We start from the raw sequence: 25,296 nt of genomic DNA, 5'->3' as shown, positions 1-25,296 counted from the left end.
ACCATGGCAACTGATTTGAAACGAATGGATGAGGTGCTGAAGAGCCAGTTCAGGGACCTGAACGGCGTGCACCCTGGCCTGTGGCCGATCCTGCCACGCGTGCTGCTGGCGCTGGGCGTTGCGGCCCTGGCCGTCGTGGCCGGCTACTTCCTGTACTGGCAAAGCCAGTACGAGGAGCTGGAAGCCGGCGCGCAGCAGGAATTGAAACTGCGGGACGAGTTCAAGCTCAAGGTGGGCCAGGCGGTCAACCTGGAAGAACTCAAGCGCCAGAAGGAAAAGGTCGACCAGTACGTGGTGCAGATGGAGAAGCAACTGCCAGGCAAAGCTGAAATGGCGGCCCTGCTGTCGGACATCAACAACGCCGGTACCGGCCGCGGGCTGACCTTTGAACTGTTCAAGCCGAACCGCGTCGACGTCAAGGATTACTACGCCGAACAGCCGATCGAACTGCGCGTCAACGGCAGCTACCATGACCTGGGCGCCTTTGCCGGCGACCTGGCAGGCATGGCGCGTATCGTCACGCTGAATAACATCTCGCTGGATACCAAGCCGAAGGAAGGCAAGGAATTGCCAGCCGGCATGCTGCAACTGAATGCCACCGCGAAGACCTTCCGCTATCTCGATCCGGAGGAAGTGGCTGAGCAGCGCAAGGCCGCCAACGAGAAGAAAAAGGGAGGTAAGAAGTAATGAAGAAGTTTGCCCCCCTCGCCTGCGCCCTGCTGCTGACCGCCTGCGGTGAGAGCGATGTGCAGCAAGTGCGTACCTGGATGAAGCAAGTCGAAAGCGAGACCAAGCCGACCGTCAAGCCGCTGCCGGAGCCGAAAACCTTCGTGCCCTTTGCTTACGTTGCCGGCGATGCGCTGGACCCGTTCAACGCCAGCAAGCTGCTGACCGAGCTGGCCAAGAGCCGCCCGGGCGGCGCCCAGGCACCGGACCAGAACCGGCGCAAGGAATTCCTCGAAAGCTTCCCGCTGGATGCCATGAAGATGGTCGGCACCATGGAAAAGAACAATGTGGTGAATGGCCTGGTGCAGATCGACCGCACCGTCTACCAGGTCAAGAAGGGACAGTACGTGGGACAGAATTATGGTTTGATCACCGCGGTCACGGATGACGCGATCACGGTGCGTGAAATTGTTCAGGATGCGGCCGGCGACTGGGTCGAGCGCATGTCGAAGCTGGAACTGCAGGAAAGTAAGGAGAGCTCCAAATGATCGCCATCAGAACCCTGAAGCGCTTGTGCCGCCAGGCTGGCGTAATGCTGGCCCTGGCCGGCAGCGCAGCTGTTGCGCAGGCCCAGCAAGGCAACGCGATCGAATCGATCACGGCCAACCAGCAAGGCAGCAATGTGATCGTGAAGATCGCAATGAAAGACACGCCGCAAAAGCTGCCGGTCGGCTTTGCCATCACCAACCCGGCCCGTATCGCACTCGATTTCGGCCAGACGGCCAATGCCACCGGCAAGACCAGCCAGGACCTGAACATGGGCGACCTGGCCAGCGTCAACGTGGTGCAGGCCGGTGACCGTTCGCGCTTGGTATTCAACCTGAAGCGCACGCTGAACTACGCTACCGCGCTGGACGGCAAGAACGTGATCCTGACCATCGACGCTTCCGGCGGCGTGGCGCAGGCAGTCGATGCGCGCGGCCTGCCGGTCGCGGCAGGCAAGCCGTCGGCACCGGCACCGGCCGGCAAGCAGGCACTGCGCGATATCGACTTCCGCCGCGGTAACAACGGCGAAGGCCGCGTGGTGATCGACCTGCCGAACAACCAGGTTGCCGTCGACGTGCGCCAGACCCCGACCGGCGTGGTGGTGGACTTCCTCAAGACCACCCTGCCGGAAACCCTGCGCCGCCGCCTGGATGTGACCGACTTCGGCACCCCCGTCAACCGCGTCACCACCGTGCCGCAAGGCGACAATGTGCGCATGACCGTGGAAGCGCACGGCCTGTGGGAGCAGAGCGTCTACCAGAGCGACACCCAGCTGATCGTCGACGTCAAGCCGATCAAGGAAGACCCGAACAAGCTGGTGCAGGGCACCCAGGGCTACCGCGGTGAAAAACTGTCGTTCAACTTCCAGAACGTGGAAGTGCGCGCGGCGCTGCAGGCGATTGCCGACATCTCGGGCCTGAACATCATTACCAGCGACAGCGTGCAGGGCAACCTGACCCTGCGCCTGAAGGAAGTGCCATGGGACCAGGCGCTGGACGTGGTGCTGCAGGCCAAGGGCCTGGACATGCGCAAGAACGGCAGCGTGCTGTGGATCGCGCCGAAGGAAGAACTGCTGACCAAGGAAAAGCTGGAACTGGAACAGAGAGCCCAGATTGCCGACCTGGAGCCGCTGAAGTCCGAAATCTTCCAGCTCAACTACCAGAAAGCAGAAGCGTTCAAGACCGTGTTCGGCATTGAAGGCAGCGGCGATTCCAAGAACCGCATCCTGTCCAAGCGCGGCAGCGCCATCATCGAGAGCCGCACCAACCAGCTGTTCGTGACCGATATCGCCTCTAAACTGGACGAAGTACGCAAGCTGATCCAGAAGACCGACGTCGCCACCAAGCAGGTCCTGATCGAGGCGCGCATTGTGGAAGCGTCCGACACCTTCACCCGCAACCTGGGCGCCAAGCTGGGCTTTGCCGACATGCGCGCCATCCGTGGCGGCGACGCCGGCTGGGGCATCGGCAACGGCAACAACCGCGTCGGCCTGTCCGGCAGCCAGACCGGCATGGGCCAGGCCCAGGGTGTGGTGAAGATCAATAACGGTATCGATGACTACGGCAATATGCAGTTCATCAATCTGCCTGCATCATCGATCAACGGCGCCCAGGCCGGCAGCCTGGCAGTCAGCCTGTTCAACCAGGCCGCCAACCGCTTCCTGAACCTGGAACTGTCGGCCCTGGAAGCTGACGGCACCGGCAAGATCATTTCCAGCCCACGCGTGGTGACCGCCGACAAGGCGCCAGCCGTGATCGAACAGGGTGTGGAACTGCCATACCAGGTGGCGACTTCGTCCGGCGCGACTTCGATCGTGTTCCGCAAGGCCAACCTGAAGCTGGACGTGGTGCCGCAAATCACGCCCGATGGCAATGTGGTGCTGGACGTCGATGTCAACAAAGACTCCGTGGGCCAGGAAACCCGCGCCGGTTTCGCCATCGACACCAAGCACGTGAAGACCCAGGTGATGGTGGAGAACGGCGGCACCGTGGTGCTGGGCGGTATCTACCAGCAGGTTGAGCGCAACGTTACCAACAAGGTGCCGCTGCTGGGCGACGTGCCGATCCTGGGCAACCTGTTCAAGCAGAATTCGCGTACCAATGACAAGACCGAACTGCTGGTCTTCATTACGCCAAAAATCGTTACCGACCGCCTCTCTGCGCGTTGAGACGAAACATAGTGTCATCAGAGTAAAGGAAAGAAAATGGCAAACGTAGTATTCCGAAAACTGTCCGCCCTGGCAGGCGCGCTGGCTTGCGCCGGCCTGCTGGCAGCTTGCGGCGGTGGCGGCGGCCACCCGGGCACCAGCACCACCGATCCCGATCCCAACACGCCGAAGGCGGCGAGCGTCCTCGTGACCTCCAGCTCCGACACCATCGCCGCCTCCGGCGTCGACGGTACCGAAGTGACCATCACCGCCACCGTCAAGGACAGCGGCAACCAGGCCGTGCCTGGCGCAACCGTACTGTTCAAGACCACGGCCGGCACCATCAGCAATAGCGGCAACACCACGGACAGCAGCGGCCGGGTTTCCGAGAAGCTGAGCGTCAAGGGCGTTACCGTGAACGGCGTGTCCCAGCCTGTTGGCCTGGACATCAAGATTTCCGCCGGCGTGGTCGGCGTTGAAAACGTCAGCAGCAACACCATCACCATCAAGACGCAGTAAGCGCGCCCCGTGCAGCAGCTGCCCCGCGGCAGGCTGCTGCCGTGCAATTTGCGCTATCATGCGTGAATGCAAAATGTTTACTTAGTTGGGTTGATGGGGGCGGGCAAGACGACCATAGGTCGCCAGCTCGCCCGCAAGCTGGGCTTGCGGTTTGTCGATTCCGATCATGAAATCGAATGCCGCACCGGGGCCTCGATCCCGTGGATTTTCGAGATCGAAGGCGAACCCGCCTTTCGCCGGCGCGAAGCGGAAGTCATCCGCGAGCTGACCAGCCAGCAAGGCATCGTGCTGGCCACCGGCGGCGGCGCCATCCTCAATGAAGCCAGCCGTACCCTGCTGCAGGAACGCGGCACCGTCATCTACCTGCGCGCGTCGATCAATTCGATCCTGGCCCGTACTGCGCACGACAAGAACCGGCCCCTGCTGCAGACGGCCGATCCCCGCAAGAAACTCGAAGAACTGCTGGCGCAGCGCGAGCCGCTGTACATGGACATGGCCGACCTGGTCATCGACACCGGCCGCCCTAACGTACAATCGATGGTCCAGAACATCATCAACCAGCTCGATGCGCTGGCCTGCCAGGCCGCGCCCAACTGCGTGACCAAGGCCCAACCCGCCATGAACGAACAAACCAATATCCTGCTCAACGTCGACCTGGCCGAGCGCAGCTACCCGATCGCCATCGGCCCGGCGCTGCTGGACGACGCCAGCCTGCTGGCCAGATACGTGGGCGGCAAGAAGGTCGCCATCGTCACCAACGACACCGTGGCGCCGCTCTACCTGGAGCGCGTGCGCGCCCCGCTGGCCGCTGCCGGCAAGGAAGTGATCGAAGTAGTGCTGCCCGACGGCGAAGAACACAAGCACTGGGAATCGCTGATGAAGGTGTTCGATGCCCTGCTGGCCAACAAGGCCGACCGCAAGACCACCCTGGTGGCGCTGGGCGGCGGCGTGATCGGCGACATGACCGGCTACGCGGCTGCTTCGTACATGCGCGGCGTCGACTTCGTGCAGGTGCCGACCACCCTGCTGTCGCAGGTCGATTCCTCGGTAGGCGGCAAGACCGGCATCAACCACCCGCTGGGCAAGAACATGATCGGCGCCTTCTACCAGCCGAAGGCGGTGATCGCCGACACCACGACCCTGGAAACGCTGCCGGTGCGCGAACTGTCGGCCGGCCTGGCGGAGGTGATCAAGTACGGCTGCATCATCGACGTACCGTTCTTCGAGTGGATCGAAGCGAACATGGGCCTGCTGATGGCGCGCGACAAGGCTGCGCTGGCCTATGCCATCGCCCGTTCGTGCGAAATCAAGGCCGACGTGGTGCGCCAGGATGAACGCGAAGGCGGACTGCGCGCGATCCTGAATTTCGGCCACACCTTCGGCCACGCCATCGAGGCCGGCATGGGCTATGGCGCCTGGCTGCACGGCGAAGCGGTCGGTTGCGGCATGGTGATGGCGGCCGACCTGTCGCAGCGCCTGGGCTTCATCGACAGCGCCACGGTGGAACGCATCCGCGACCTGGTGGCCGCAGCCGGCCTGCCGATCGTGGCGCCGGACCTGGGCACGCAACGCTGGCTGGAACTGATGGAAGTGGACAAGAAAAACGAGGGCGGCGACATCAAGTTCATCCTGCTCGACCTGCTGGGCAAAGCCCGCATCACGACCGCGCCGCAAGACCTGCTGCTGCAAACCCTGGCCGCCTGTACGGAGTAATATGGAACAGACGCTCGCCCCCTACGCAGCACATTCTGATAAGGGGCGCGGCCGCCGCTTCCCCGAAACGCCACACGCCTCGCGCTCGCAGTTCCAGCGCGACCGCGACCGCATCATCCATTCGACGGCTTTCCGCCGGCTCGAATACAAGACCCAGGTCTTCCTCAACCACGAAGGCGACCTGTTCCGCACCCGCCTGACGCACAGCCTGGAAGTGGCCCAGATCGGCCGCTCGCTGGCGCGCAACCTGCGCCTGAACGAAGACCTGGTGGAAGCCATCGCCCTGGCGCACGACCTGGGCCACACCCCGTTCGGCCATGTGGGGCAGGACGTGCTGCACGAATGCATGAAGGAGCATGGCGGCTTCGAGCACAACCTGCAAAGCCTGCGCGTGGTGGACGTGCTGGAAGAACAGTACGGCGCCTTCGATGGCCTGAACCTGATGTTCGAAACGCGCGAAGGCATCCTGAAGCACTGCTCGGTGAATAATGCCCGCCTGCTGGGCGATGTGGCGCAGCGCTTCCTCGACAAGAGCCAGCCTTCGCTGGAAGCCCAGTTGACCAACCTGGCCGACGAAATCGCCTACAACAGCCATGACATCGATGACGGCTTGCGCTCGGGCCTGATCTCCATCGCCCAGCTGGAAGAAGTGGAATTCTTTGGCCGCCTGTGGCGCGAGGTGCAGGCCGCGCATCCGGGACTGGCTGGCCGCCGCGCGATCTACGAAACCCTGCGCCGCCTGATCACGGCGCTGGCCGACGACCTGATCGCCACTTCGCTGGAGCGCATTGCTGCACATGACCCGCAAAGCATGGACGCGGTGCGCGCCGCGCCGCCGCTGATCCGTTTTTCCGACCAGATGCGCAAGGACGCCACGGAACTGAAGCGCTTCCTGCACGAGAACCTGTACCGCCACTACAAAGTCAACCGCATGCGCGTCAAAGCCAGCCGCATGGTGCGCGAGCTGTACCAAGCGTTTGCCTCCGACCCATCGCTGCTGCCGCCCGATTACCGCACCGGGCGCGGCGACGCGAGCGGCCAGGCGCGCCGCGTGGCAGACTACATCGCCGGCATGACCGACCGTTATGCCATCGCCGAACACCGCCGCATCTATTCGCTGGAAAACCTCTAGCCTTGCATCGCGGCCCGTGGCGGGTTAATCTTCCGGCAACCAACTCTCGCCAGAAGAATCATGACAGACACTACACTCGCCAACGGCCCGCAACTGAGCAAACACCGTATTGAGGCCCTGGTCGACGGCATCTTTGCCGTTGCCATGACGCTGCTGGTGATCGAATTGAAATTGCCCGAGCACGTACAAGCCACCAGCAGCGCCGAGCTGCTGCATGTGCTGGGCGAACTGGCGCCGACCTTCGGCTCCTGGCTGATCAGCTTCCTGGTGCTGGCGATTTTCTGGGTCGGCAACCATCGCCTGTACAGCTACGTGCGCCACCTGGATGGTCCGCTGACGTGGTACACCATCCTGATGCTGGCCGGGGCCAGCCTGCTGCCGTTTGCCTCGGCGGTGAACGGCCGCTTCCTGTCGCAGTTGGCACAAGCGGTGTACGCGATCGTGATGACGGTGATGGCAATCGGCTCGCTGCTGGTTGCTGCGCGCATCTATCGTCGGCCGGAACTGTGCTCGCACCCAATGGACAAGGCGACCTATGTCGGCGTTTGCATCCGCCAGGGCATCCTGATCGCCGTTGCCGGACTGACCGTCGTGCTGGCAGGGCAGGCGCCCGGCATTGCCAACACGGCCTTCCTGCTGCTGTTCCTGGTCCGCCCATTAAGCAACGTCCTGACGCGCCGCCTGCACTAAGCCTGGGCTTGCTTGAAGTCCTCCGCGGCCGGGCGCAGAATGGCTTCATGGCGTCCGGCCAGGGGGACATATGGTTGACGAACAAGAAGAGGTTGCCTTGGCAAATGAGCGCCGCCACGCAGCAATCGAGCGCGACGTCGCCATCATCAAATCCAACTACGCGACCAAGGAAGACATTGCACGCCTGGAGACCCAGATCGCGCGAATGGAAACTCATATGGCGCACATGGAGACGCGCCTGGTCAAGTGGGTCATTGGTGCGATGGCTGCCAGCATCGTCAGCGTGATCGGCACCGCTCTGAACATTGCCAAGCTGTTCGTATCTTGAGCGGACTCAGAACATGCGAGCCTGGCTGCGTTCGCCCAGCAAGTCGAGCAGGAGTTTCTTGATCGGGGCGGGCAGGGCGGCGTTGGGAATGGCGGCGGCATCGAACCATACGTAGCGCTCCTCGCCGGCCAGTGCGGCGCGGCTGGTAAGCGTGACCAGCAGCGGGTGGATGTGCAGCTTGTAGTGGGTGAAGACGTGCACCAGCGGCAGCAAGCGTTCCAGCGATTCCATCGCACCAAAAGGCTGTACCGCAGCGGCTACGGCCGCATCGTCAGGTGCGTCGGCGGCCATGGTGTGGCCGGCCAGTTCGGGCAGCGACAGCAGGCCGCCCCAGATGCCGGTCGCCGGCCGCTGTTCCAGCAGCACCTGGCCGCGATCCACTACCAGCAGCATCTGCGCCGACTTTTCAGGCGTGGCTTTCTTCGGTTTGCGCACCGGCAGTTCGGCGGTGCGGCCGGTGGCAAAGGCCACGCAGCGCGGCTGCATCGGGCAGCGTTGGCACGACGGGCTGCTGCGCGTGCACAGCGTCGCCCCCATGTCCATCAAGCCCTGGGTGTAAGCTTCGATGCCTTCGGCCGGCGCCAGCGCTTCCGCGCGGGCCCACATGGCTTCTTCGGTCTTGCGTTCGCCGGGATAAGTATCGATGCCAAACACGCGAGCGAACACGCGTTTCACGTTGCCGTCCATGATGGCGGCGCGGCGGCCGGCGGAAAAGGCCGCGATGGCGGCCGCCGTCGAGCGCCCGATGCCGGGCAGGTCTGCCAGCAAGGCGGGATCGGAAGGGAATGCGCCGCCATATTCGGCCACCACGCGCTGCGCACACTTGTGCAGGTTGCGCGCGCGGGTGTAGTAGCCCAGGCCGGCCCACTGCGCCATCACGTCTTCAACGGGAGCGGCGGCAAGCGAGGCGAGGGTGGGGAAGCGCTCCAGGAAGCGCGCGTAATAACCCAGCACCGCCGAAACCTGCGTCTGCTGCAGCATGATTTCGGACAGCCACACCAGGTAGGCATCGCGGGTGTTCTGCCACGGCAGGTCGTGGCGGCCATGTTGCTTCTGCCACGCAACCAGCGTGGCAGCAAAGCTTGGGTCTTCGTACTGCAATTACGCCGCAGCCTCCAGCACGACATGCTCGGCCGAGATGGCATCGCTGATGGCAGCGGCCAGCGCGGCCAGCTTGGCCTTCTGTGCTTCCAGTTCGGCCTGGGTGGTTTCGAAGGCCTCGATCTTCTGCTCCAGCGTATCGGTCGCATCGTGGATGCGCGCGATCGATTGCTGGCGATGCTTCAGTTGTTCCTTGTGCTGGCGGATCTGCGCTTCCAGCGGGGCCATGATCACCTTCAGCCAGGCGTCGGTATCGGCATTGGCGGCCTTGAAGCAGCGCTTGACTGCCGATGCCACGGAATCGAAGAAGCGCTCCATCAGCACCACGCGCGAAGTGGTCAGCATTACCGCGGTGCCAAACTGCTTTTCGTAGATGCCATGGGCTTCGTTGATCTCGTCGCGGTACTTGGCCAGCGAGAAGGCCATCGGCATCGGCAAGGTCAGGCCGTGCTCCGCCGAGAACTTCTTGTACATGGTTTCCATCATGCTGCGGATCTCTTCGATCTTGCGTTCCGATTCATCCAGGTTGGTGTGGATGCTGTCGAAGTAAATCTTGATCGCATCGCGCAGGCCGGTGGTGAAGCGGCTGTTCTGCATTTCCGAACGCGCCTTGACCAGGTTGTCGCGCAGGATGCCCATGCCCAGGCTGGAGTACAGCTCGGTGGACAGGCGGGTGAACACCGCGCGCGTGGCCTGCAGCTTGAACAGGCTTTCGTCGAATTCCTTTTTCTCGGCCTCGACGCGGCGCGCCATGTGGGCGATCACCGACTGGTTCTTGCCGCGCAGGCCCTTCAGCTCCAGCAACTGCTCGACGATGCCGCGCGTCTTGGCCGACAGCGCTGCATACTGGGCGCCGCTCAGCGCTGCCAGCTCGTCACCCAGGCGGCGGCGGATGATGTCCTTGCGGGCCGGGATCAGTTCGTTGAACAGCGCGCTTTCCAGTTGCTTCATGCGGCTCTTGTGCACCAGTTCATGGTCACCGGTGATCTTGCCCAGCAGCGCCTTCTGCGCCGAGACCGGAAACACCTGGCGCGCATCGAGGCCCAGCATATGGGCGGCGTGCTCGCGCTGGCGCGCGATGGCCGCTTCGATCTCTTCTTCGGTGCGCAGCGGATCCCACATGGAGTCGATCTTGTTCAGCACTACCATGCGGCCGGCGCCGTTGCCGATGTGGGTGCGCCACACTTCGATATCGCTCTTGGTGACACCGGTGTCGGCCGCCAGAATGAACAGCACCGCATGGGCATGCGGGATCATGTTCAGCGTCAGTTCCGGCTCAGTACCGATGGCGTTCAGGCCCGGGGTATCGAGAATCACCAGGCCCTGCTTCAGCAGCGGGTGCGGGAAGTTGATGATGGCGTGGCGCCACTGCGAAATCTCGACCAGGCCGTTGTTGTCCAGCGTGGCCCCCATGTCGGGATCGTTCTCGTCGTACAGGCCATAGCGCTTGGCTTCTTCCACCGGCACGTGGCGGGTCAGGCTGACCTGCTTGAACACTTCCTGCATATGTTCCGCCGAATCGAGCTGCAGCGGCAGCACGGTCCAGGCGTGCGGATCCTCGCGGTAATCGCTGGTGGACAGGTTTTCGGCGCGCGTTTCGATCGGCAGCAGGCGGATGCAGGCAGGATAGGCTGCGTCGTACATCAGCTCGGTCGGGCACATGGTGGTGCGGCCGGCTGCCGATGGCAGGATGCGCTGGCCGAAATCGGCAAAGAAGATCGAATTGATCAGTTCAGATTTGCCGCGCGAGAATTCCGCCACAAAGGCCACCGACAGCTTGTCGTCGGCCAGTTTGGACAGTGTTTGCGCCAGGCGCTGCTCGGTCGCGGCGTCGGACAGGTCGGCCTGCACGACCCAGTCCCGATAGTTTGCGACGGCGCTCATGACGCCTTGGCGCCATTGGCTGTATTGTTCCAGGTCCCTTACCATTCTGCTCTCGTTATTTCTGGCAATTTACACAATAAAAAGTTGATCTTTGGCCCTGCTTGATCTGGCGCACAGGCGCGCCGCATAAACGGCAGGGCACACCAGCACGATCATAGACGAAATATGTCTGTTGGAAATACCCTGATTGTCCATTTACACCGATAAAGTCGCGCAAAGTGCTGCCTCCTTGCACAATTGCCTCAGCCAGAACGTCGCGGATGGCCTGGGCCAGGCGGTCATAGCGGGCCGCGCTGATGCGGTTGGCCGCCGTTTTCGGGTTGATCCCGGCGCGGAACAGGCTTTCAGAACAGTAAATATTGCCCACCCCAACCACGATATCGCCGGCGATCAGCACCTGCTTGATCGCCGCGCTGCGGGTGCGCGTTTGTTCAAACAACAGCTTGCCGGTGAACGCGGGGCCAAGCGGCTCCACGCCCAGGCCGCGCAGCAGCAGGTGTTGTTCCAGTTCGCCCTCTTCGATCGGATGCCACAGCACGGCGCCAAAGCGGCGCGGGTCGGTCAGGCGCAGCACATGCTTGCCATCTGCACCTTCCACCATCATGTCGAAATGATCATGTTTTTCGGGCGGAATGCCGGTTGGCAGCACACGCAGGTGGCCACTCATGCCCAGATGGATGATCAGCGTGCCATGCTCGAATTGCAGCAGCAGGTACTTGCCGCGGCGGTCGGTCGCCACGACGCGGCGGCCGGCCAGCAGGGCCGGCAGGTCGTCCGGGAAGGGCCAGCGCAAGCCGTCGCGGCGCAACACCACGTCGCGCACGATACGGCCTTCAAGATGGGGGGCGACCCCGCGCCGGGTAACTTCTACTTCTGGTAATTCAGGCATGAGGGTGGTTTCTTGCAGGTTGGCGTAGAATCAAGTCTTGAGCCCGATTTGCAGGATCTTCCTTTGAAAAACGCATTCGCCATTGTAACCCTGTCGGCCCTCGTGTCCGCCTGCGCAGTCGTGCCGCCGGAACATGCCGCGCCCGAGCCTGCAGCGCCAACCGTCGCGCCGCCAACGCCGGATGCCGAGGCCGTTGCCAAGGCCGCCGCGCCGGATGAAAAGCTGCCCAACGTCGAACTGACCAGCGATTTGTTCTACAAGCTGACCAAGGCCGAACTCGATTTCAAGCGCGGCCAGTGGCAAAGCGCTTACGTGACGATGATGGTGCTGGCGCAGCAGACGCGCGATCCGCGCCTGGCGCGCCGCGCTTCCGAAATGGCGCTGTCGGCCAAGCAGGGCAATGAGGCGATGTCGGCAATCCGCCTGTGGCGCGAACTGGCTCCTGAATCGGACGAAGCAGCGCAATACTTCCTCGGCTTTGCGGTACTCGGCGACGACTTGCGTGAAGCGGAAACCCTGTTCGCGCAGCGCCTGAAATCTTCGCCGCCAAATGGCCGCCCGCTGCTGATGTTCCAGATGCAGCAATTCCTGCTGCGCGCCAAAGACAAGGCAGCAGCCTTTGCGCTGATGGAGCGCGTGCTGCAGCCTTACTTGAATACGCAGGAAGCGCACCTGGTGCTGGCGCAAGGCGCCAACGCCGCCAGCGATGCCGAGCGCGCCCGTGCCGAAGCGAAGAAAGCGGTGGCGATCAAGCCCGACTCCGAGCTGGCCACGCTGACCATGGCGCAAATGCTCGGTGAACTGGATGGCGCACAAAAACTGTTTGCCGACTTCCTGCAAAAGTACCCGGCTGCGCGCGAAGTGCGTTCGGCCTACGCCCGCCTGCTGGTGGAGCAGAAGCAGTATGACCAGGCACGCGAACAATTCCTGCTGCTGCTGAAAGAGCAGCCTGACAATCCAAGCACCTTGTACGCGCTCGGCATCATGGCGCTGCAAGGCCAGGACAACAAGGCGGCGGAAGGCTATTTCAAGCGCTACGTGGAAGTGCTGGAAGCGCAACCCGACCCTGAGCGCGATCTGAACAAGGCCCTCATGCTGCTGGCCCAGATCGCCGAAGAAAAGGGCGACCTCGATGGCGCGCTGGCATGGCTGGACAAGATCGACGGCGAAGAAGCCCGCACCATCCTGGCAGCCCGCCTGAAGCGCGCCCACCTCACGGCGCGCAAGGGCGACGTTGAAGGCGCGCGCGCCCAGTTGAAGGACATCGCGCCGGCCGACCCTGCCGAGCAAGTGCAGATCCTGCAGACGGAAGGCCAGTTGCTGCGCGACTCCGGCCGCGCGCTGGAAGCGTTCAAGACCTTGCAGGACGGCGTGCTGCGTTTCCCCAACAGCCCTGACCTGATGTACGACTACGCGCTGGCCGCGGAAAAGCTGGGCAAGGTGGAAGCGATGGAAACCGCGCTGCGCAAGGTGATCGAATCGGTGCCCGACAACCATCATGCCTACAATGCTCTGGGTTATTCGCTGGCGGACCGCAATGTGCGCCTGGACGAAGCGTATGAACTGATCGACAAGGCGCTGAAAATGGCGCCGGGCGACCCCTACATCATGGACAGCATGGGCTGGGTCCTGTTCCGCATGGGCAAACTGAAAGAAGCCGAGCAATCGCTGCGCCAGGCCTACGCGCTGCGCGGCGACGCCGAAATCGCCGTGCACCTGGGCGAAGTGCTGTGGAAGCAGGGCGACAAGGCCGGCGCTGCCAGGCTATGGCGCGAGGCCCGCGACAAGGATCCGAAAAACGACGCGCTGCGCAGCACGCTGGCGCGCCTCAACGCTGGAATTTAATGAGCTTTAAGACACTCGCCGCTATCGCCGGCGCGGTCGCCATCCTGTGCGGCTGCGCCATCACGCCTTCCGTGCCGCCATCCACCGCCATCGTTGCGCCCTATGCCGACAGTGTGGCGTTGTCGGGCCGCTTGAACGTGCGCTACCTCAAGGACGGCAAGCAGGAATCGACCACGGTCAAGTTCGACTGGAAACAGGACGCGCAGAGCACCGACGTCGCGCTGTTCGATCCCTTCGGCAGCAAGGTCGCCACGATCAGCGTGACCCCGCAGCTGGCGACGCTGAATCTGGGGGGCAACAAGCCGCCGATGACGGCGCCCAGCGTCGACGCGTTGAGCGCCCGTGCCCTGGGCTGGGCGCTGCCGGTGGCCGGGCTGCGCGGCTGGCTGCAAGGCCACGCCACTGCTGCCGATGGCAAGCCGTGGTCGGCCAGCCCTGCCAATAGCGAAGTGACCACGCGCGAAGGCTGGCGCCTGCAATACACCGATTGGCAGCGCGGCAGCTCGCCGCCGCGCCCGAAACTGATCGATGCCGAGCATCCGGGCGGTGGCGACGTGCAGCAAATGGCCCTGCGCATCGTGATCTCTGAATAAAATGAAAAGCCTGCTGAACTGCCCGGCCCCGGCCAAGCTGAACCTGTTCCTGCATGTGAATGGCCGCCGTGCCGACGGCTATCACCTGCTGCAATCGGTGTTCCAGATCATCGACCGCAGCGACACCCTGCATTTCTCCTTGCGCGAGGATGCCGAGCTGCACCGCAGCAACGACATTCCCGGCGTTCCTGCCGAGCAGGACCTGGTGATCCGCGCCGCCCGTATCCTGCAAGCGGAAGTGCTGCGCCGCACAGGCGCCATGCCGCCGGGAGTGAATATCACGGTCGACAAGATCCTGCCCATGGGCGGCGGCCTGGGCGGTGGATCGTCCGACGCGGCGACCACCTTCATGGCGCTGAACAAGCTGTGGGGCGCCGCACTGACGCACAAGGAATTGATGGCACTGGCCTTGCCGCTGGGTGCCGACGTGCCATTCTTCATCTTCGGCCAGACCGGCTTTGCCGAAGGCGTCGGTGAAGAATTGCAGCCGGTCGATGCGCCGGACTGTTGGTATGTTGTTATCGAGCCCGGCGTAGCTTGCCCGACAGCGCAGATTTTTACTTCAGAGCATTTGACAAGGGATACTCCGCCCGTTAAGATGTCGGACTTTTCCAGCTACCATGCAAATCGACAAGATCTGCGGCAGTTTGGGAAGAACGATTTGCAACAAGTGGCGTGCCGCTTATTCCCGCAAGTAGCAGAAGCGGTAGAATGGCTGGGCGCTTACGGTGACGCCAGGATGACTGGCTCCGGAGCTTGTGTGTTCGTCGCAATCCAGAGCGAAGAACAGGCTGATGCGGTGCTTGCGAAAGTGCCAGCCGCCTGGACCGGATGGAAAGCGAAGGCACTGAAACGGCACCCGATCATCGCAAAGTTGTGAAGCGTAAAAAGATTTGGTTTTTCGTGAAATAGGCTATATAATGTCGGCCTACTGACGAAAGACTGTCAGTTAAGAGTAGGGGAATCGCCAAGCTGGTTAAGGCACCGGATTTTGATTCCGGCATACCAAGGTTCGAATCCTTGTTCCCCTGCCACCGTTTTCCCTGGTCTGTCGAGGCAGCAGTCTCCAGTCAGGGTTAAGACAAAAGCTCCTGTATCGCAGGAGTGCCTCAAGAATTCAACACTACCTCTCGGGACTCCCAATGGCTTACGAAAACCTGATGGTTTTTACCGGCAACGCTAATCCAGCCTTAGCAGAAGGGGTCGCAAAAAATCTCGGCATCCCACTCGGCAAAGCAGTCGTTTCGAAGTTCTCCGACGGCGAAGTCATGGTCGAAATCAACGAAAACGTCCGTGGTAAAGACGTGTTCGTGCTGCAATCGACCTGCGCACCGACCAACGATAACCTGATGGAACTGATCCTGATGGTCGATGCCCTGAAACGTGCGTCCGCTGGCCGTATCACCGCTGCAATTCCTTACTTTGGTTATGCCCGCCAGGATCGCCGCCCGCGTTCCGCCCGCGTCGCCATTTCGGCAAAAGTGGTTGCCAATATGCTGGAAGAAGCCGGCGTCGAGCGCGTCCTGATCATGGACCTGCACGCTGACCAGATCCAGGGCTTCTTCGATATCCCGGTTGACAATATTTACGCTTCGCCAATCCTGCTGGGCGACCTGCAGAAGAAGGCCGAGCAAGACCTGCTGGTGGTGTCGCCTGACGTCGGCGGCGTGGTACGTGCCCGTGCACTGGCCAAGCGCCTCGGCTGCGACCTGGCCATCATTGACAAGCGCCGTCCAAAAGCCAACGTGTCCGAAGTGATGAACATCATCGGCGACGTGGAAGGCCGTAACTGCGTGATCATGGACGACATGGTCGACACCGCAGGTACCCTGGTCAAGGCTGCTGAAGTACTGAAAGAGCGCGGCGCCAAGAAAGTAACCGCTTACTGCACGCACCCGGTGCTGTCCGGTCCGGCAATCGACCGCATCTCCGGCTCTTCGCTGGACGAGCTGGTGGTGACTGACACCATCCCGCTGTCCGAAGCAGCCAAGGCCTGCGGCAAGATCCGCCAACTGACCTGCGCTCCGCTGCTGGCAGAGACCTTCAAGCGCATCATCAAGGGCGATTCGGTGATCTCCCTGTTCGTCGACTAACAGTTTTTCCGGCCGTGGCGCAAGCCGCGGCCGATTGTTGAAGTGCCCTGGTCGCGGGGCACTTCGTTTATCGACAAGGCGCGAGCCTTGTTTTATTTTTTTGGAGTATTCCATGAAAGTTGTAGCATTCAAACGTGATCTGCAAGGTACGGGTGCGAGCCGCCGCCTGCGTAATTCCGGCCAGACCCCAGGCATCATCTACGGTGGCACCGAAGCCCCTGTGACCATCGCCCTGGACCACAACGCACTGTTCCACGCGCTGAAAAAAGAAGCTTTCCACTCGTCCATCCTGGACATGGAAATCGACGGCGCCGTACAGAAAGTGCTGCTGCGTGACTTCCAGATGCACGCGTTCAAGCAACTGGTTCTGCACGCTGACTTCCAGCGCGTTGACGCCAACAAGCCACTGCACGTGAAAGTCGCCCTGCACTTCGAAAACGCTGACGTGTCCCCAGCTGTGAAACTGCACGCTGCAACCATCAGCCACGTGGCCAACGAGATCGAAATCTCCTGCCTGCCAGCTGACCTGCCAGAGTTCCTGACCGTTGACCTGTCGACGATGGATGTCGGCCAGTCGATCCACGCTTCCCAGCTGTCCCTGCCAAAAGGCGTGACCATCGTGACCCACGGTTCCGATGCCACCATCGCTACCGCATCCGTGCCAGCCGGCGCTGTTGCTGCTGAAGCCGCTGCTGCTAAAGAGTAATCCTCTTTCGCTGCAATGAAGAACCCCGCCGCGGCGGGGTTTTTTGTTTTCTAGGTGCCGGGGCGCGGCTGGGGAGCCGAGGGCGGCACCACGACGGCCTCGTTCAGGCGCATGAACTTGAAGCCGGCCAGGCCATTGTTGGCACGCGCCTGCGTGCGTGCGACAAAAGCTTCGAACGGTTCTTCGCGCACTTGCGGCGCCGATGAATGCAGGAAGCGGCGTGCTCCCTGTGCATCAAGCACCACCAGGCCGACGTGGGTCACCATGTGCTGGCCCTGGCGCACAGACACTACCTCCACCATATCGCCTTCGCCCAGCGTGCCGAACTCCTGCAGCGCGCGCTCGACCGGCAGGAAGGCTTCCACCGTGTCCTGCACCGGGATGTCGCGCTGCACGTGATGCTGCGACAGCAGGAATTGCGCACGGTCGACCCGCATGGCGTAGCTCGCGCCGCTGCTTGCATCGGAGAGCAGCCAGTGGTTGTTGATGTTCCAGTCCACTTCCATGTAGTGGTTGCGGTTTGCGACGCCGATCACGCCATCCTTGTAGCGGATGCGCTGCAAGGTCCAGAAAAATTCTTCCCATGTGGCGCTGAGCGCCATCGCGTAAGTGTGCTCGGCAAACACCAGGCAGTCGCTGGCGGACAGGCTGTACATCGGCAGGGTGTCGTGCAGCTCGTAGGGGAATTCGCCCAGCAGGTTCAGCTTGTATGGCTGGCCGATATTGCGGCGGCCGATGGCGGCAATGCGCTTGCGCAGGTCGGGCTCGGCGCGCCGCTCTTCGGCGATGAAGGCCCCGGCTTCCTGGGGCGACATCTGGTAAATCTGTTTCGGTTCGGCCGCCGCGGTGAGCGCGGCGGCGAGCATTACGCTGGCAAGGAAGGTCATGGTCAGGCAGGTTTTGTTTTCGTTGGCCAGGTGAAGTAGGACTTCGCGATATAGCCCCAAGGTACGGCAATGATGGCAAGCAGCACGCCAAGGAAGGCATACGTCGTGCTTTCCGCCGGCGAGCCGACCAGCGCGTCGCGCGACCAGAGCGGATAGGCAACGATCGTTAGCCACATCACCTTGTAGAGGATCTCCAGCAGGATGATCGGCAGCATCTTCACCGGCCGCAGCAGGCCGAGGCCGGCCAGTGTGGCAAAGGCCGTCCACACCGTCCAGGCCACTGCCTTGTTCGGCTCCCACGAGCCCTGGTGGGTCAGGATTTCGCTCCAGGTAGTCTGGCCCAGCATGAAGAACATCAGCGCATACAGCAAGCGCAGCAAGTAGATGTTGATGCGCATGACGCCTTCATGCCGCGCGTCGCGCTGCCACAGACCGGCCAGCATCAGCCCACCTCTTTCAGCATGGTTTCGACTTCGGCCAGGCGGCTGTTCATGTTCGCCAGCGTGGCTTGCATGGAAGCCAGGGCGGCGGCATTTTCGGCCTGAACTGCAGCCGACCGGACTGCCAGCTCGCGGTAGGCTTCGGCGCTGGCGGCTCCGGCGCGCGCCTTGTGCGCGGCGGACCAATATTTCATGCCAAAGACGATCAAGGCGGTGGCCAACGGCAGGCCCAGGGTCAGCAGGTAAATGTGCTCGGACATACGGTTATTCCTCTTCCAGGTTGAGATGTTGGGCGGCTTCCGCGATTGCGGCGGGATCGAGCGTCAGGCAGAAATCCGCCACTTCAAAGTAGTTCAACGCCTTGCCGTCGCTGGACAGCTCGTGCTGGCTGGTGACGAGGCCAGCGGCTTCCAGCTTGGCAAGGTGCAGGTGCAGCAGCGGGCGGCTGATGCCTACGTCGCGCGCCAGTTGGCTGACGTAGTTGCGGCCGTCCGTTTTCAATGCAGCGATGATGCGCAGGCGGTGCGGATTGGCGAGCGCTTCGAGCACTGGTAACAGCTTTTGCATTTCACTCACTTCAACAGCAGGCGGCAGTTTGAACCGACCGACTCGGCCGCCATCGCGCCTTTTTCGCCGCGCGCGGCCTGCATGCATTGGGCGAAGGCTTCTTCCTTGGTTTTTGGCCGTTCGCACTGTTCGGCCAGCAGGGTGTTCTGGGCGATCAGCATCCTGTTCTGCTCGATCAACTGGTCGATCCGCTCCTTGTCGGTCAATGGTGCGTCGGCGGCAAAGGCCGGTGCGGCCAGGCTGGCAGCGAACAGCAGGGTAGTCAGGTATTTCATGGAACGTCCTTTCTGTTTTAAATTGAAGACACGTGTAATAAATATCTTACAGGTGGATTCCGTTGTCAAGTGGTCTATGCTGAAATGAAGAATTCTCACAGGAGGGCTGTCCGATGAAAGCGCAACTTGCAGGGGGATTGATGGTGGCTGCCATATTCGCGGCGCCGGCGTTGGCTGCCGATGCGAAGGCCGATGTGGCAGCGATCCACGCAGTCGACCAGGCGTGGCTGAAGGCCTTCCGCGCGGCGGATGGCGATGCCATGGCCAGCCTGTACGACGAAGCTGCGGTGCTGATGCCGCCGGGGGTGCCTGCTGTCAACGGCCGCACTGCGATCCGCGAGTTCTGGCTGAAGGAAGCGCAAGGCGCGAACCAGGGCGGCATGGTGTTCAGCTTCGGCGAGAAGCGCGCTGGCGGCGCGGACGGCAAACTGGGCTGGTCGTCCGGCAGTTACACCGTGCAGGACAAGGACGGCAAAGTGGTCGAGACCGGCAAGTTCCTGTCGGTGAACAAAAAGGTCAACGGCAAGTGGATGTACCTGCGCGATACCTGGAACGCCGACAGGGCACCGCCGAAATAGTTCCGCTGCTTCCTGTACGCCGGCTCAAGGCGCGACGCGCGAGAATGGTAAACAATGGTGGCTTGCCGACAGCGGGAGGCCGCCATGGAACAGCTGACCCCGGATGAACGGATCGCCGCACAGGAGAAAGCCTTGGATGGCGTCAATTGCGAACTGGCCTTGCTGCGACAGCACATGGATGCGCGGTTCGCCAGCATGCAGGCGTCTACCGACGCGCAGTTCGCCAGCATGCGCCAGTACATTGATGACGGCTTCGTGAAGTTGCGTCTTGAAATGCAGCTCTACACGCGCGAAGAGATCGCCAAGGCTGTGGCGCCATTGCAGGCCCAGATCGACGCACTGCGCGACCACGTAGACCGGATCAGCCGTTGGGGCTTTGGCATGATGGCCATGATCCTGCTAGGCGAACTCGCCTTGCTGGCGCGCGGGCTGCTCGGTTGAGGGCAAGGGTATAATCTGCGGTTTTGCACTCGCAACCGCAAGACCATGTCCATTCGCCTGATCGTTGGCCTCGGCAACCCCGGTGCCGAATACGAACAAACCCGCCACAACGCCGGCTTCTGGCTGGTGGACAATCTCGCCAATTCGCTGCCGAACGCGCGCCTGCAGCGCGAGTCGGGCTTCAATGCCATGGTGGCCAAGACCATCATCGGCGGCAACCAGCTATGGCTGCTGGAACCGCAAACCTATATGAACCGCTCCGGCCAGTCGGTCGGCGCGATCGCGCGCTTTTACAAGATCCAGCCGGACGAAGTGCTGGTGGTGCACGATGAACTGGACCTGCCGCCCGGCGCGGCCAAGCTGAAAAAGGGTGGTTCATCGGGCGGCCACAATGGCCTGAAGGACATTACCTCCGCGCTGGGCACCCAGGACTACTGGCGCCTGCGCATCGGCATCGGCCACCCGCGCACCCTGAACCTGAACCAGCCGGTGGCCGATTTCGTGCTGCACCGCCCGCGCCGCGAAGAGCAATTGCTGATCGAAGAAGCGATCGAAAAAGCCCTGCGCATCATCCCCACTGCCGTCGCCGGCGACTTCACCAAGGCGACGATGGAACTGCACACCAATTAAGTGCTGCTGGCGCCTGCCTGCCGCAGCAGGCGCCACACCATTCCCGCCACCACCGCCACGCCCAGCACCAGCACGCCCCACAGGATCAGGAGGCGGTGCTGGGCTGCGCTGTTATCGGCACTGGCGCGCTTGGCGGCGTTGGCCAGTGCCTCAAGCTGCTCTTGCGCGGCGCCGGCCGTGGCGCGATCCAGCGTGCGCAATTCCGCCGCGCTAAAGCCAGGTGCCACCTCATTGATATCGCGCCCCGCAGGGGCAGCTTTGTCGCGCCCGACAGCCAGCTTGTAAGGCGGCGTGCCGCCGGCAACGAACACCAGCGTGGCCGGCACCCAGCTCACGCGCAGTGGTGGCTTGACCGGCGGCGGCGTGTCGAAGCGTAGTACCCAGCGCTCGCCGATCCAGGACGGGACCGTGATGTCGTCCGCCAAGCGCGATTTGCCATCCTTTTCCAGGCGGTAGAACGTGGTGCGCAAGGCGGGTTCGAAGCGGAACTGGCCGGTACGATGCACTTCGACGTAGCTGCCAAGCATGGCGGGCAGCACCATATTCCCGCTATCGACCTGCAGCCCGACGCGCCGAGGGGTGACGCCTGCCGGCTTGACGTATTGCAGGTCGCGCGGATCGCGGCCCGGCTGTGGTTGCAGGAGCAGCGATTCGATGGGCGCTGTGGCAGGCCCGCGCTCCGGCGACTGGGCGCTGATGCTGGCGAAGGGCAGCGGTTCGCCGCTGCGCCAGCTCAGGCGCGCATAGCGCATCGGGCGCGCCGGGAATTCCAGCTTGTCGTTGGCCAGCGTCTGCTCGCTGGCATTGGCCAGCCAGCTCAGTTCCGCCACGCCGATGGCGTCCCAGTGTTTCAGGTCGTCGCTGGCTTCCAGCCATACCTGGCCGGTATAGGTGTTGCGGCCGGCCGGCAGCGTGAAATGCAGGGCATCGACCATCGGCGCGTCCTGCTTGCCTTCCTGCCGCAGGTCGAGCACCAGGCCAGCCAGGCGTTCCTGCGCGCGGCCGGCAGATGCGGCGCCTTGTTGCGAGGGCAGCCGCACCGAGAGCACCCGGCCGTCGGTCGCGGTGCTGACCTCCAGGCCAGCCAGCGGAACATCGGGGCGTTCCGCCATCAGCGGGAAGATGCGCACCGGCAGGGCGCGGTGCGTGGTGCCGGGTTCCGCGTCCGGCTGGCGCAGCGCAAATGGCTGCGGCGCGCCATTGGCATCGAACACGCGCAAGTCGTTGAGCGATGCCGAACGTGCGTTCAGGTAGGCGTCACGCGGCAGTTGCAGCTGGACCACGCTGGGCTTGCCGTTGACCGTCAGCGGGATCACATGGGTGTAATCCTGCGGCAAATCGCTTGCTGCAGTGGTGGCGGCAGCCGCCGCCAGGAGCAATGCGTTCATGCAGCTTCCTTTTCAGTTTCATCGCCGCGGGTGGACGGGTAGGGGGCGAGGTAGCCGATACCGACCATCAGCGCGCCAACGCCGAGGAAGGAGACGATGCGCTCAACGCCGCCAACATTGGAGAGATCAACCAGGAACAGCTTGGCCACTACGACGCCGAGCAACACAGCGCCGGCGATCCACAGCTTGCGTTCTTGCTTGCGCGTTGCAAAGCGCATCAGCAGCAGCGCGGTCACGCTCCATACCAGCGACAGCATGGCTTGCACGAACTGCGATGCAAACAGGTCTTCGAACTGGTAGGGCACGCCGACGTAATGCGAAACGGTGCGCAGCAGTGCGAGGTTGAACCAGGCGTATGCGGCCAGCGCGGCACCGGCCAGCAACTGCGGGCGGTATGGCGAAAGCTTGTCCTGCAGCAGGCGGTAAGCCGCGATCGACAGCAGCAGCGCGAAGATGCTGGTCAGGTCGAGCGGGTTCGCCAGCGGTACGTAGGGCAGCGGCGACATGGCGCCGTCCTGGCTCAGGTTCCAGACCGCGACCAGCAGCAGGGACCAGCCGCAGCCCAGCGGCAGCAGCACGTTGCGGTACCAGCCAGCCAGCGGCTTTACCGGCCAGCCGTCGGCGCGCACGCGGCGCATCACCCAGGCCAGGCCGCCCATCATCAGCCAGGCCGGCAGGAAGTTGGCCCAGGCCGGATCGGCGCCGCTGCCCTCCAGTCCACGCGAAATCCAGTAGGCGCCGACCGGCCAGATCATCAGCCAGGGGCCGGTGCTGCGTAAGGTATGCAGGATCACCAGCGGCGCCTCGCCCAGCCCGGTACCGCGCATCAGCCATTCGGACAACAGCCACAGTGCTGCGTAGGCGAACCATACTTCGCCGGCGGGCACGTTGATGCTGCTATACAGTATGCCAAGCATGCCGAGCGTGGTCATGCCGAACAGCAGCCATGCCGGCAGCACCGCGGCACGCAGCGCTGGCCAGGACAGGCGTTGCGCCAGCTTGACGAACAATGGCGTGGTGGCGACGATCACCAGGCTGTAGGCGCTGGGACGCAATGGGCTGTGCGGTTCGAAGTTGCCGGTGGTGGCGATTTGGTAATGGGCCAGCAGCCAGTTGGCGATGGTTGGCACGATCACCAGCAGCCACCACAGGCCGGAATAAGCCAGCACCGCGTTCGACCACGAAGGCGGATATTGCGAGCCGTAGCGCTTCAGGGTCCAGGCGCTGAACACGGCGCCGGCCAGCAGCATGACGCTGCCGAGGAAAGGCGTTGCGAACAAGTCTGGCGAGACCGGTGCCACCTGCCAGTTCAACGCCAGCAGGAAGGCCAGCACCAGGCCAGCCAGCAGTTGCGCGGCCAGTGCCAGCCCGCGAGCCATCGGCCAGGCCACGCTGCGCCCGATCAGGGCCATCACCGCGGCGGCGCCCAAGGCGCTGGCCACCAGCAGGTTCGCTTGCAGCTTGCCGCTGGTACGCAAGATGACTTCGGTCCAGGCGCCGCCGACCAGCCAGATGGCGGAGCCGGCAAGGAACAGCGCACCCAGCAGCTGCAGGCCGCGCGTGCCTTCATCGCTGGAATGGCTGCGGAAACGCATCGCCATGATGCAGGCGCTGATCGCCAGCAGCAGGAAGCCCAGCCACAAGTTGGAGTGCATTGCTGCTTCCTGGTCCAGGCCGGACACCGAGCCAATGAAGCTGACCCAGGCGCCCAGTTGCACCAGCAGGCCGAAGCCCCAGGCCAGCGGCTGGCGCTGGCGCAGGCCGATCCAGACGATGCCGGCGCCTTCCAGCGCCCAGGCGGCCGAAGTCCAGCGGCCGTCGAGCGCCATCGGGATGGCGAGCGTGCCAAACACCACGGCCAGCGCTGTAAAGGCATCCACCAGCAGGCCGTAGGTGGCGCGGCGGCGCGCCAGCGCGATGGCCAGCACGCCATAGAACAGGCCGAGCGCGAGGGCGGAGTAGGCCATGCCGAATGCGAAGCCTTTCACCAGGCCGAATTGCAGGCTGGCTGCCAGCATCGGCGTGCCGAATACCAGCGTGCCGTCGACATAGCTTTTCAGCTTGGGTGCTTCCAGGTGGGCGTAAGCGATGGCAATGCCCACGTAGTACAGGAAGAACAGGGCGAGGAAGCCTTGCACCGACAGGTAGAACTGCGGCTCGTAGCGCAGCACGCCCCAGGCGGTGCCGATGGCGAAGGTGAACGCGAAGCCGAGCAGGTTCAGTGCGCGCCAGGAGCGCTTGAGGGCGATGGCCAGCACGCCGGCGTTAAGCAGGGCGTAATAGCTGAACAATCCAATATGGCTGCCCTGGCCGGTCGAGGCCAGGATCGGTGCGGCAAAGCCGCCTGTGATGCCGAAGATGGCCAGCCATTGGGCGTTCTGCAGTACGGCCAGCAGGCAGGTGCCAAGCGTCAGCAGGAACAGCATGGCGAAGGCCATGCCGCCAGGGATCAGGTGGTAGATACGGAAGGCGCCAAACACCACCAGCATCAGCACGGCCATGCAGGTGCCCTGCAGCGGCAAGCTGACACCCTGGTTGCTGTTGCGGATGCGCCAGGCCCAGGCCAGCGCCGCCACGTCGGCAAGCACGATGCCGGCCAGGCGCAGTTCGATCGGCACCGTGACGCGGGCGGCGGCGTATTTCAGCAGGAAGCTGACGCCGATAAACAGGATCAGCAGGCCGATTTTTGCAACCAGGTTGCCTTCGAACAGCCAGTTGCGGGCGGCGGTGAACCAGGCTGGCGGCTCGTTTGGCGGCAAGCTTGGCCGCGCAGCAGAAAGGGATGGCGCGGCGCTTTCCTGCGCAGCCTCCCTGGCCGCGGTCCAGGCCCGGTCGGCTGCCTCGCTTGATTTGGCAGGGGCTTCCTGGCGCGGCGTCGCGGCGGCTTCGACCGGCTCCGCTGGCGTTGGCGCGCTGGCCGCTGGCGCCGGCGGCACCGGTTGTGGCGCAGGCACTGCGGCGCGCGCTACCAGCGGTTCGCGTTCGGCCGGCTTGGGTGTTGCGGCCGGTGGCGCGGAAGGAGCCGGTGCGGCTGGCACTTCCGGTGCGACGGCAGCCGGCTGGGCCGCTGCGCTGTGCTTGAAGCCAGCAAGCGCAATCTCCAGAGCCGCAACGTCGCGCTGCAACTGGAGGGTATGCTCGCGTGCCTGGCGGGCATCGCGGCGGGCCAGCCAGGCCCAGCGCGCGACCAGCGCCAGCACGATAAACCAAAGCAAATCCATGAGGGCTCCCTATATTGT

Annotated in this window: 26 protein-coding genes and 1 tRNA gene; 17 read left to right on the top strand and 10 right to left on the bottom strand. The window is 63.2% G+C overall.

Annotation, left to right across the window (positions count from 1 at the left end):
* Positions 1-3 precede the first annotated feature (3 nt).
* From ASD58_RS26130 to ASD58_RS26095, 8 genes are all read left to right on the top strand, one after another.
* Positions 4-687 carry a type 4a pilus biogenesis protein PilO gene (locus ASD58_RS26130; protein ID WP_057264678.1) on the top strand — a complete coding sequence of 228 codons (684 nt, stop codon included), beginning with the start codon at positions 4-6 and terminating at the stop codon, positions 685-687.
* Complete coding sequence (locus tag ASD58_RS26125) at positions 687-1,214, top strand: pilus assembly protein PilP (protein WP_057264676.1); 528 nt, start codon at positions 687-689, stop codon at positions 1,212-1,214. The genes ASD58_RS26130 and ASD58_RS26125 overlap by 1 nt, the downstream gene beginning before the upstream one ends.
* Positions 1,211-3,379 (top strand): type IV pilus secretin PilQ, encoded by a 2,169-nt coding sequence (gene pilQ / locus ASD58_RS26120; RefSeq protein WP_057264674.1) that lies wholly within the window; start codon positions 1,211-1,213, stop codon positions 3,377-3,379. The genes ASD58_RS26125 and pilQ overlap by 4 nt, the downstream gene beginning before the upstream one ends.
* A 36-nt stretch (positions 3,380-3,415) precedes the next feature.
* Positions 3,416-3,877 (top strand): Ig-like domain-containing protein, encoded by a 462-nt coding sequence (locus ASD58_RS26115; RefSeq protein ID WP_057264672.1) that lies wholly within the window; start codon positions 3,416-3,418, stop codon positions 3,875-3,877.
* A 93-nt stretch (positions 3,878-3,970) separates the two neighbouring features.
* Positions 3,971-5,590: a bifunctional shikimate kinase/3-dehydroquinate synthase AroKB gene (gene aroKB / locus ASD58_RS26110; protein ID WP_057264670.1), complete on the top strand. Its 1,620-nt coding sequence runs from the start codon at positions 3,971-3,973 to the stop codon at positions 5,588-5,590.
* 1 nt (position 5,591) lies between these two features.
* Complete coding sequence (locus ASD58_RS26105; RefSeq protein ID WP_057264668.1) at positions 5,592-6,722, top strand: deoxyguanosinetriphosphate triphosphohydrolase; 1,131 nt, start codon at positions 5,592-5,594, stop codon at positions 6,720-6,722.
* Positions 6,723-6,782: 60 nt separating this feature from the next.
* On the top strand, positions 6,783-7,412 hold the full coding sequence (locus ASD58_RS26100) for a TMEM175 family protein (RefSeq protein ID WP_057264666.1): 630 nt from the start codon (positions 6,783-6,785) through the stop codon (positions 7,410-7,412).
* A gap of 70 nt (positions 7,413-7,482) precedes the next feature.
* Positions 7,483-7,740: a hypothetical protein gene (locus tag ASD58_RS26095; protein ID WP_057264664.1), complete on the top strand. Its 258-nt coding sequence runs from the start codon at positions 7,483-7,485 to the stop codon at positions 7,738-7,740.
* A gap of 6 nt (positions 7,741-7,746) precedes the next feature.
* On the opposite strand, the gene mutY is transcribed toward ASD58_RS26095, so the two are convergent.
* The 3 genes from mutY to mutM are packed head-to-tail and all read right to left on the bottom strand — an operon-like array spanning position 7,747 to position 11,614.
* The gene (gene mutY / locus ASD58_RS26090) at positions 7,747-8,841 is read right to left on the bottom strand and encodes an A/G-specific adenine glycosylase (protein WP_057264662.1); all 1,095 of its coding nucleotides are present in this window, start codon (positions 8,839-8,841) and stop codon (positions 7,747-7,749) included.
* Complete coding sequence (locus tag ASD58_RS26085) at positions 8,842-10,770, bottom strand: dynamin family protein (RefSeq protein ID WP_057264661.1); 1,929 nt, start codon at positions 10,768-10,770, stop codon at positions 8,842-8,844.
* 10 nt (positions 10,771-10,780) lie between these two features.
* Positions 10,781-11,614, bottom strand: a complete 834-nt coding sequence (gene mutM / locus ASD58_RS26080; RefSeq protein ID WP_057264659.1) for a bifunctional DNA-formamidopyrimidine glycosylase/DNA-(apurinic or apyrimidinic site) lyase — start codon at positions 11,612-11,614, stop codon at positions 10,781-10,783.
* Between the two features lie 63 nt (positions 11,615-11,677).
* Here mutM and ASD58_RS26075 point away from each other — a divergent pair, with 63 nt between their 5' ends.
* From ASD58_RS26075 to ASD58_RS26050, 6 genes are all read left to right on the top strand, one after another.
* Entirely contained in the window at positions 11,678-13,459 is a 1,782-nt protein-coding gene (locus tag ASD58_RS26075) for a tetratricopeptide repeat protein (protein ID WP_057264657.1), read from the top strand.
* Complete coding sequence (locus ASD58_RS26070) at positions 13,459-14,052, top strand: outer membrane lipoprotein LolB (RefSeq protein ID WP_057264655.1); 594 nt, start codon at positions 13,459-13,461, stop codon at positions 14,050-14,052. Before ASD58_RS26075 ends, ASD58_RS26070 begins: the two co-directional genes overlap by 1 nt.
* A gap of 1 nt (position 14,053) precedes the next feature.
* Positions 14,054-14,932, top strand: a complete 879-nt coding sequence (gene ispE / locus ASD58_RS26065; protein ID WP_057264653.1) for a 4-(cytidine 5'-diphospho)-2-C-methyl-D-erythritol kinase — start codon at positions 14,054-14,056, stop codon at positions 14,930-14,932.
* Between the two features lie 77 nt (positions 14,933-15,009).
* Positions 15,010-15,086 (top strand) — tRNA-Gln (locus tag ASD58_RS26060).
* Between the two features lie 108 nt (positions 15,087-15,194).
* A complete protein-coding gene (locus tag ASD58_RS26055; RefSeq protein WP_057264651.1) occupies positions 15,195-16,145 on the top strand; it encodes a ribose-phosphate pyrophosphokinase in 951 nt (316 codons plus the stop codon).
* A 112-nt stretch (positions 16,146-16,257) separates the two neighbouring features.
* Positions 16,258-16,851, top strand: coding sequence for a 50S ribosomal protein L25/general stress protein Ctc (locus tag ASD58_RS26050; protein ID WP_057264650.1), 594 nt, complete (start codon positions 16,258-16,260; stop codon positions 16,849-16,851).
* Positions 16,852-16,901: 50 nt separating this feature from the next.
* Here ASD58_RS26050 and ASD58_RS26045 read toward each other — a convergent pair whose 3' ends face one another.
* The 5 genes from ASD58_RS26045 to ASD58_RS26025 are packed head-to-tail and all read right to left on the bottom strand — an operon-like array spanning position 16,902 to position 19,020.
* Positions 16,902-17,738, bottom strand: a complete 837-nt coding sequence (locus tag ASD58_RS26045) for an N-acetylmuramoyl-L-alanine amidase-like domain-containing protein (RefSeq protein WP_082565688.1) — start codon at positions 17,736-17,738, stop codon at positions 16,902-16,904.
* A gap of 2 nt (positions 17,739-17,740) precedes the next feature.
* Positions 17,741-18,181 (bottom strand): hypothetical protein, encoded by a 441-nt coding sequence (locus ASD58_RS26040; RefSeq protein ID WP_057264648.1) that lies wholly within the window; start codon positions 18,179-18,181, stop codon positions 17,741-17,743.
* A complete protein-coding gene (locus tag ASD58_RS26035) occupies positions 18,181-18,438 on the bottom strand; it encodes a hypothetical protein (protein WP_057264645.1) in 258 nt (85 codons plus the stop codon). Before ASD58_RS26035 ends, ASD58_RS26040 begins: the two co-directional genes overlap by 1 nt.
* A gap of 4 nt (positions 18,439-18,442) precedes the next feature.
* The gene (locus ASD58_RS26030) at positions 18,443-18,745 is read right to left on the bottom strand and encodes a winged helix-turn-helix domain-containing protein (RefSeq protein ID WP_057264643.1); all 303 of its coding nucleotides are present in this window, start codon (positions 18,743-18,745) and stop codon (positions 18,443-18,445) included.
* Positions 18,746-18,750: 5 nt separating this feature from the next.
* Complete coding sequence (locus tag ASD58_RS26025; RefSeq protein WP_057264641.1) at positions 18,751-19,020, bottom strand: hypothetical protein; 270 nt, start codon at positions 19,018-19,020, stop codon at positions 18,751-18,753.
* Positions 19,021-19,133: 113 nt separating this feature from the next.
* Here ASD58_RS26025 and ASD58_RS26020 point away from each other — a divergent pair, with 113 nt between their 5' ends.
* The 3 genes from ASD58_RS26020 to pth all read left to right on the top strand — a co-directional run bounded on the left by ASD58_RS26020 (position 19,134) and on the right by pth (position 20,669).
* On the top strand, positions 19,134-19,598 hold the full coding sequence (locus ASD58_RS26020; RefSeq protein WP_082565687.1) for a DUF4440 domain-containing protein: 465 nt from the start codon (positions 19,134-19,136) through the stop codon (positions 19,596-19,598).
* A gap of 84 nt (positions 19,599-19,682) precedes the next feature.
* On the top strand, positions 19,683-20,039 hold the full coding sequence (locus ASD58_RS26015) for a hypothetical protein (RefSeq protein WP_057264637.1): 357 nt from the start codon (positions 19,683-19,685) through the stop codon (positions 20,037-20,039).
* Between the two features lie 45 nt (positions 20,040-20,084).
* On the top strand, positions 20,085-20,669 hold the full coding sequence (pth, locus tag ASD58_RS26010) for an aminoacyl-tRNA hydrolase (protein ID WP_057264635.1): 585 nt from the start codon (positions 20,085-20,087) through the stop codon (positions 20,667-20,669).
* Here pth and ASD58_RS26005 read toward each other — a convergent pair.
* Together ASD58_RS26005 and ASD58_RS26000 are read right to left on the bottom strand one after the other, a co-directional pair.
* Complete coding sequence (locus ASD58_RS26005) at positions 20,666-22,057, bottom strand: DUF3999 family protein (RefSeq protein WP_057264634.1); 1,392 nt, start codon at positions 22,055-22,057, stop codon at positions 20,666-20,668. The two genes, pth and ASD58_RS26005, sit on opposite strands and share 4 nt — an antisense overlap.
* Positions 22,054-25,278 carry a DUF2339 domain-containing protein gene (locus ASD58_RS26000; RefSeq protein ID WP_057264632.1) on the bottom strand — a complete coding sequence of 1,075 codons (3,225 nt, stop codon included), beginning with the start codon at positions 25,276-25,278 and terminating at the stop codon, positions 22,054-22,056. The genes ASD58_RS26005 and ASD58_RS26000 overlap by 4 nt, the downstream gene beginning before the upstream one ends.
* Positions 25,279-25,296 lie beyond the last annotated feature (18 nt).

The sequence above is a fragment of the Duganella sp. Root1480D1 genome, from assembly GCF_001427305.1.
Taxonomy (GTDB): Bacteria; Pseudomonadota; Gammaproteobacteria; order Burkholderiales; family Burkholderiaceae_D; genus Rugamonas.
The sequence above is the reverse complement of the archived record's forward strand: the minus strand, read 5'-3'. Positions and strand labels throughout refer to the sequence as shown.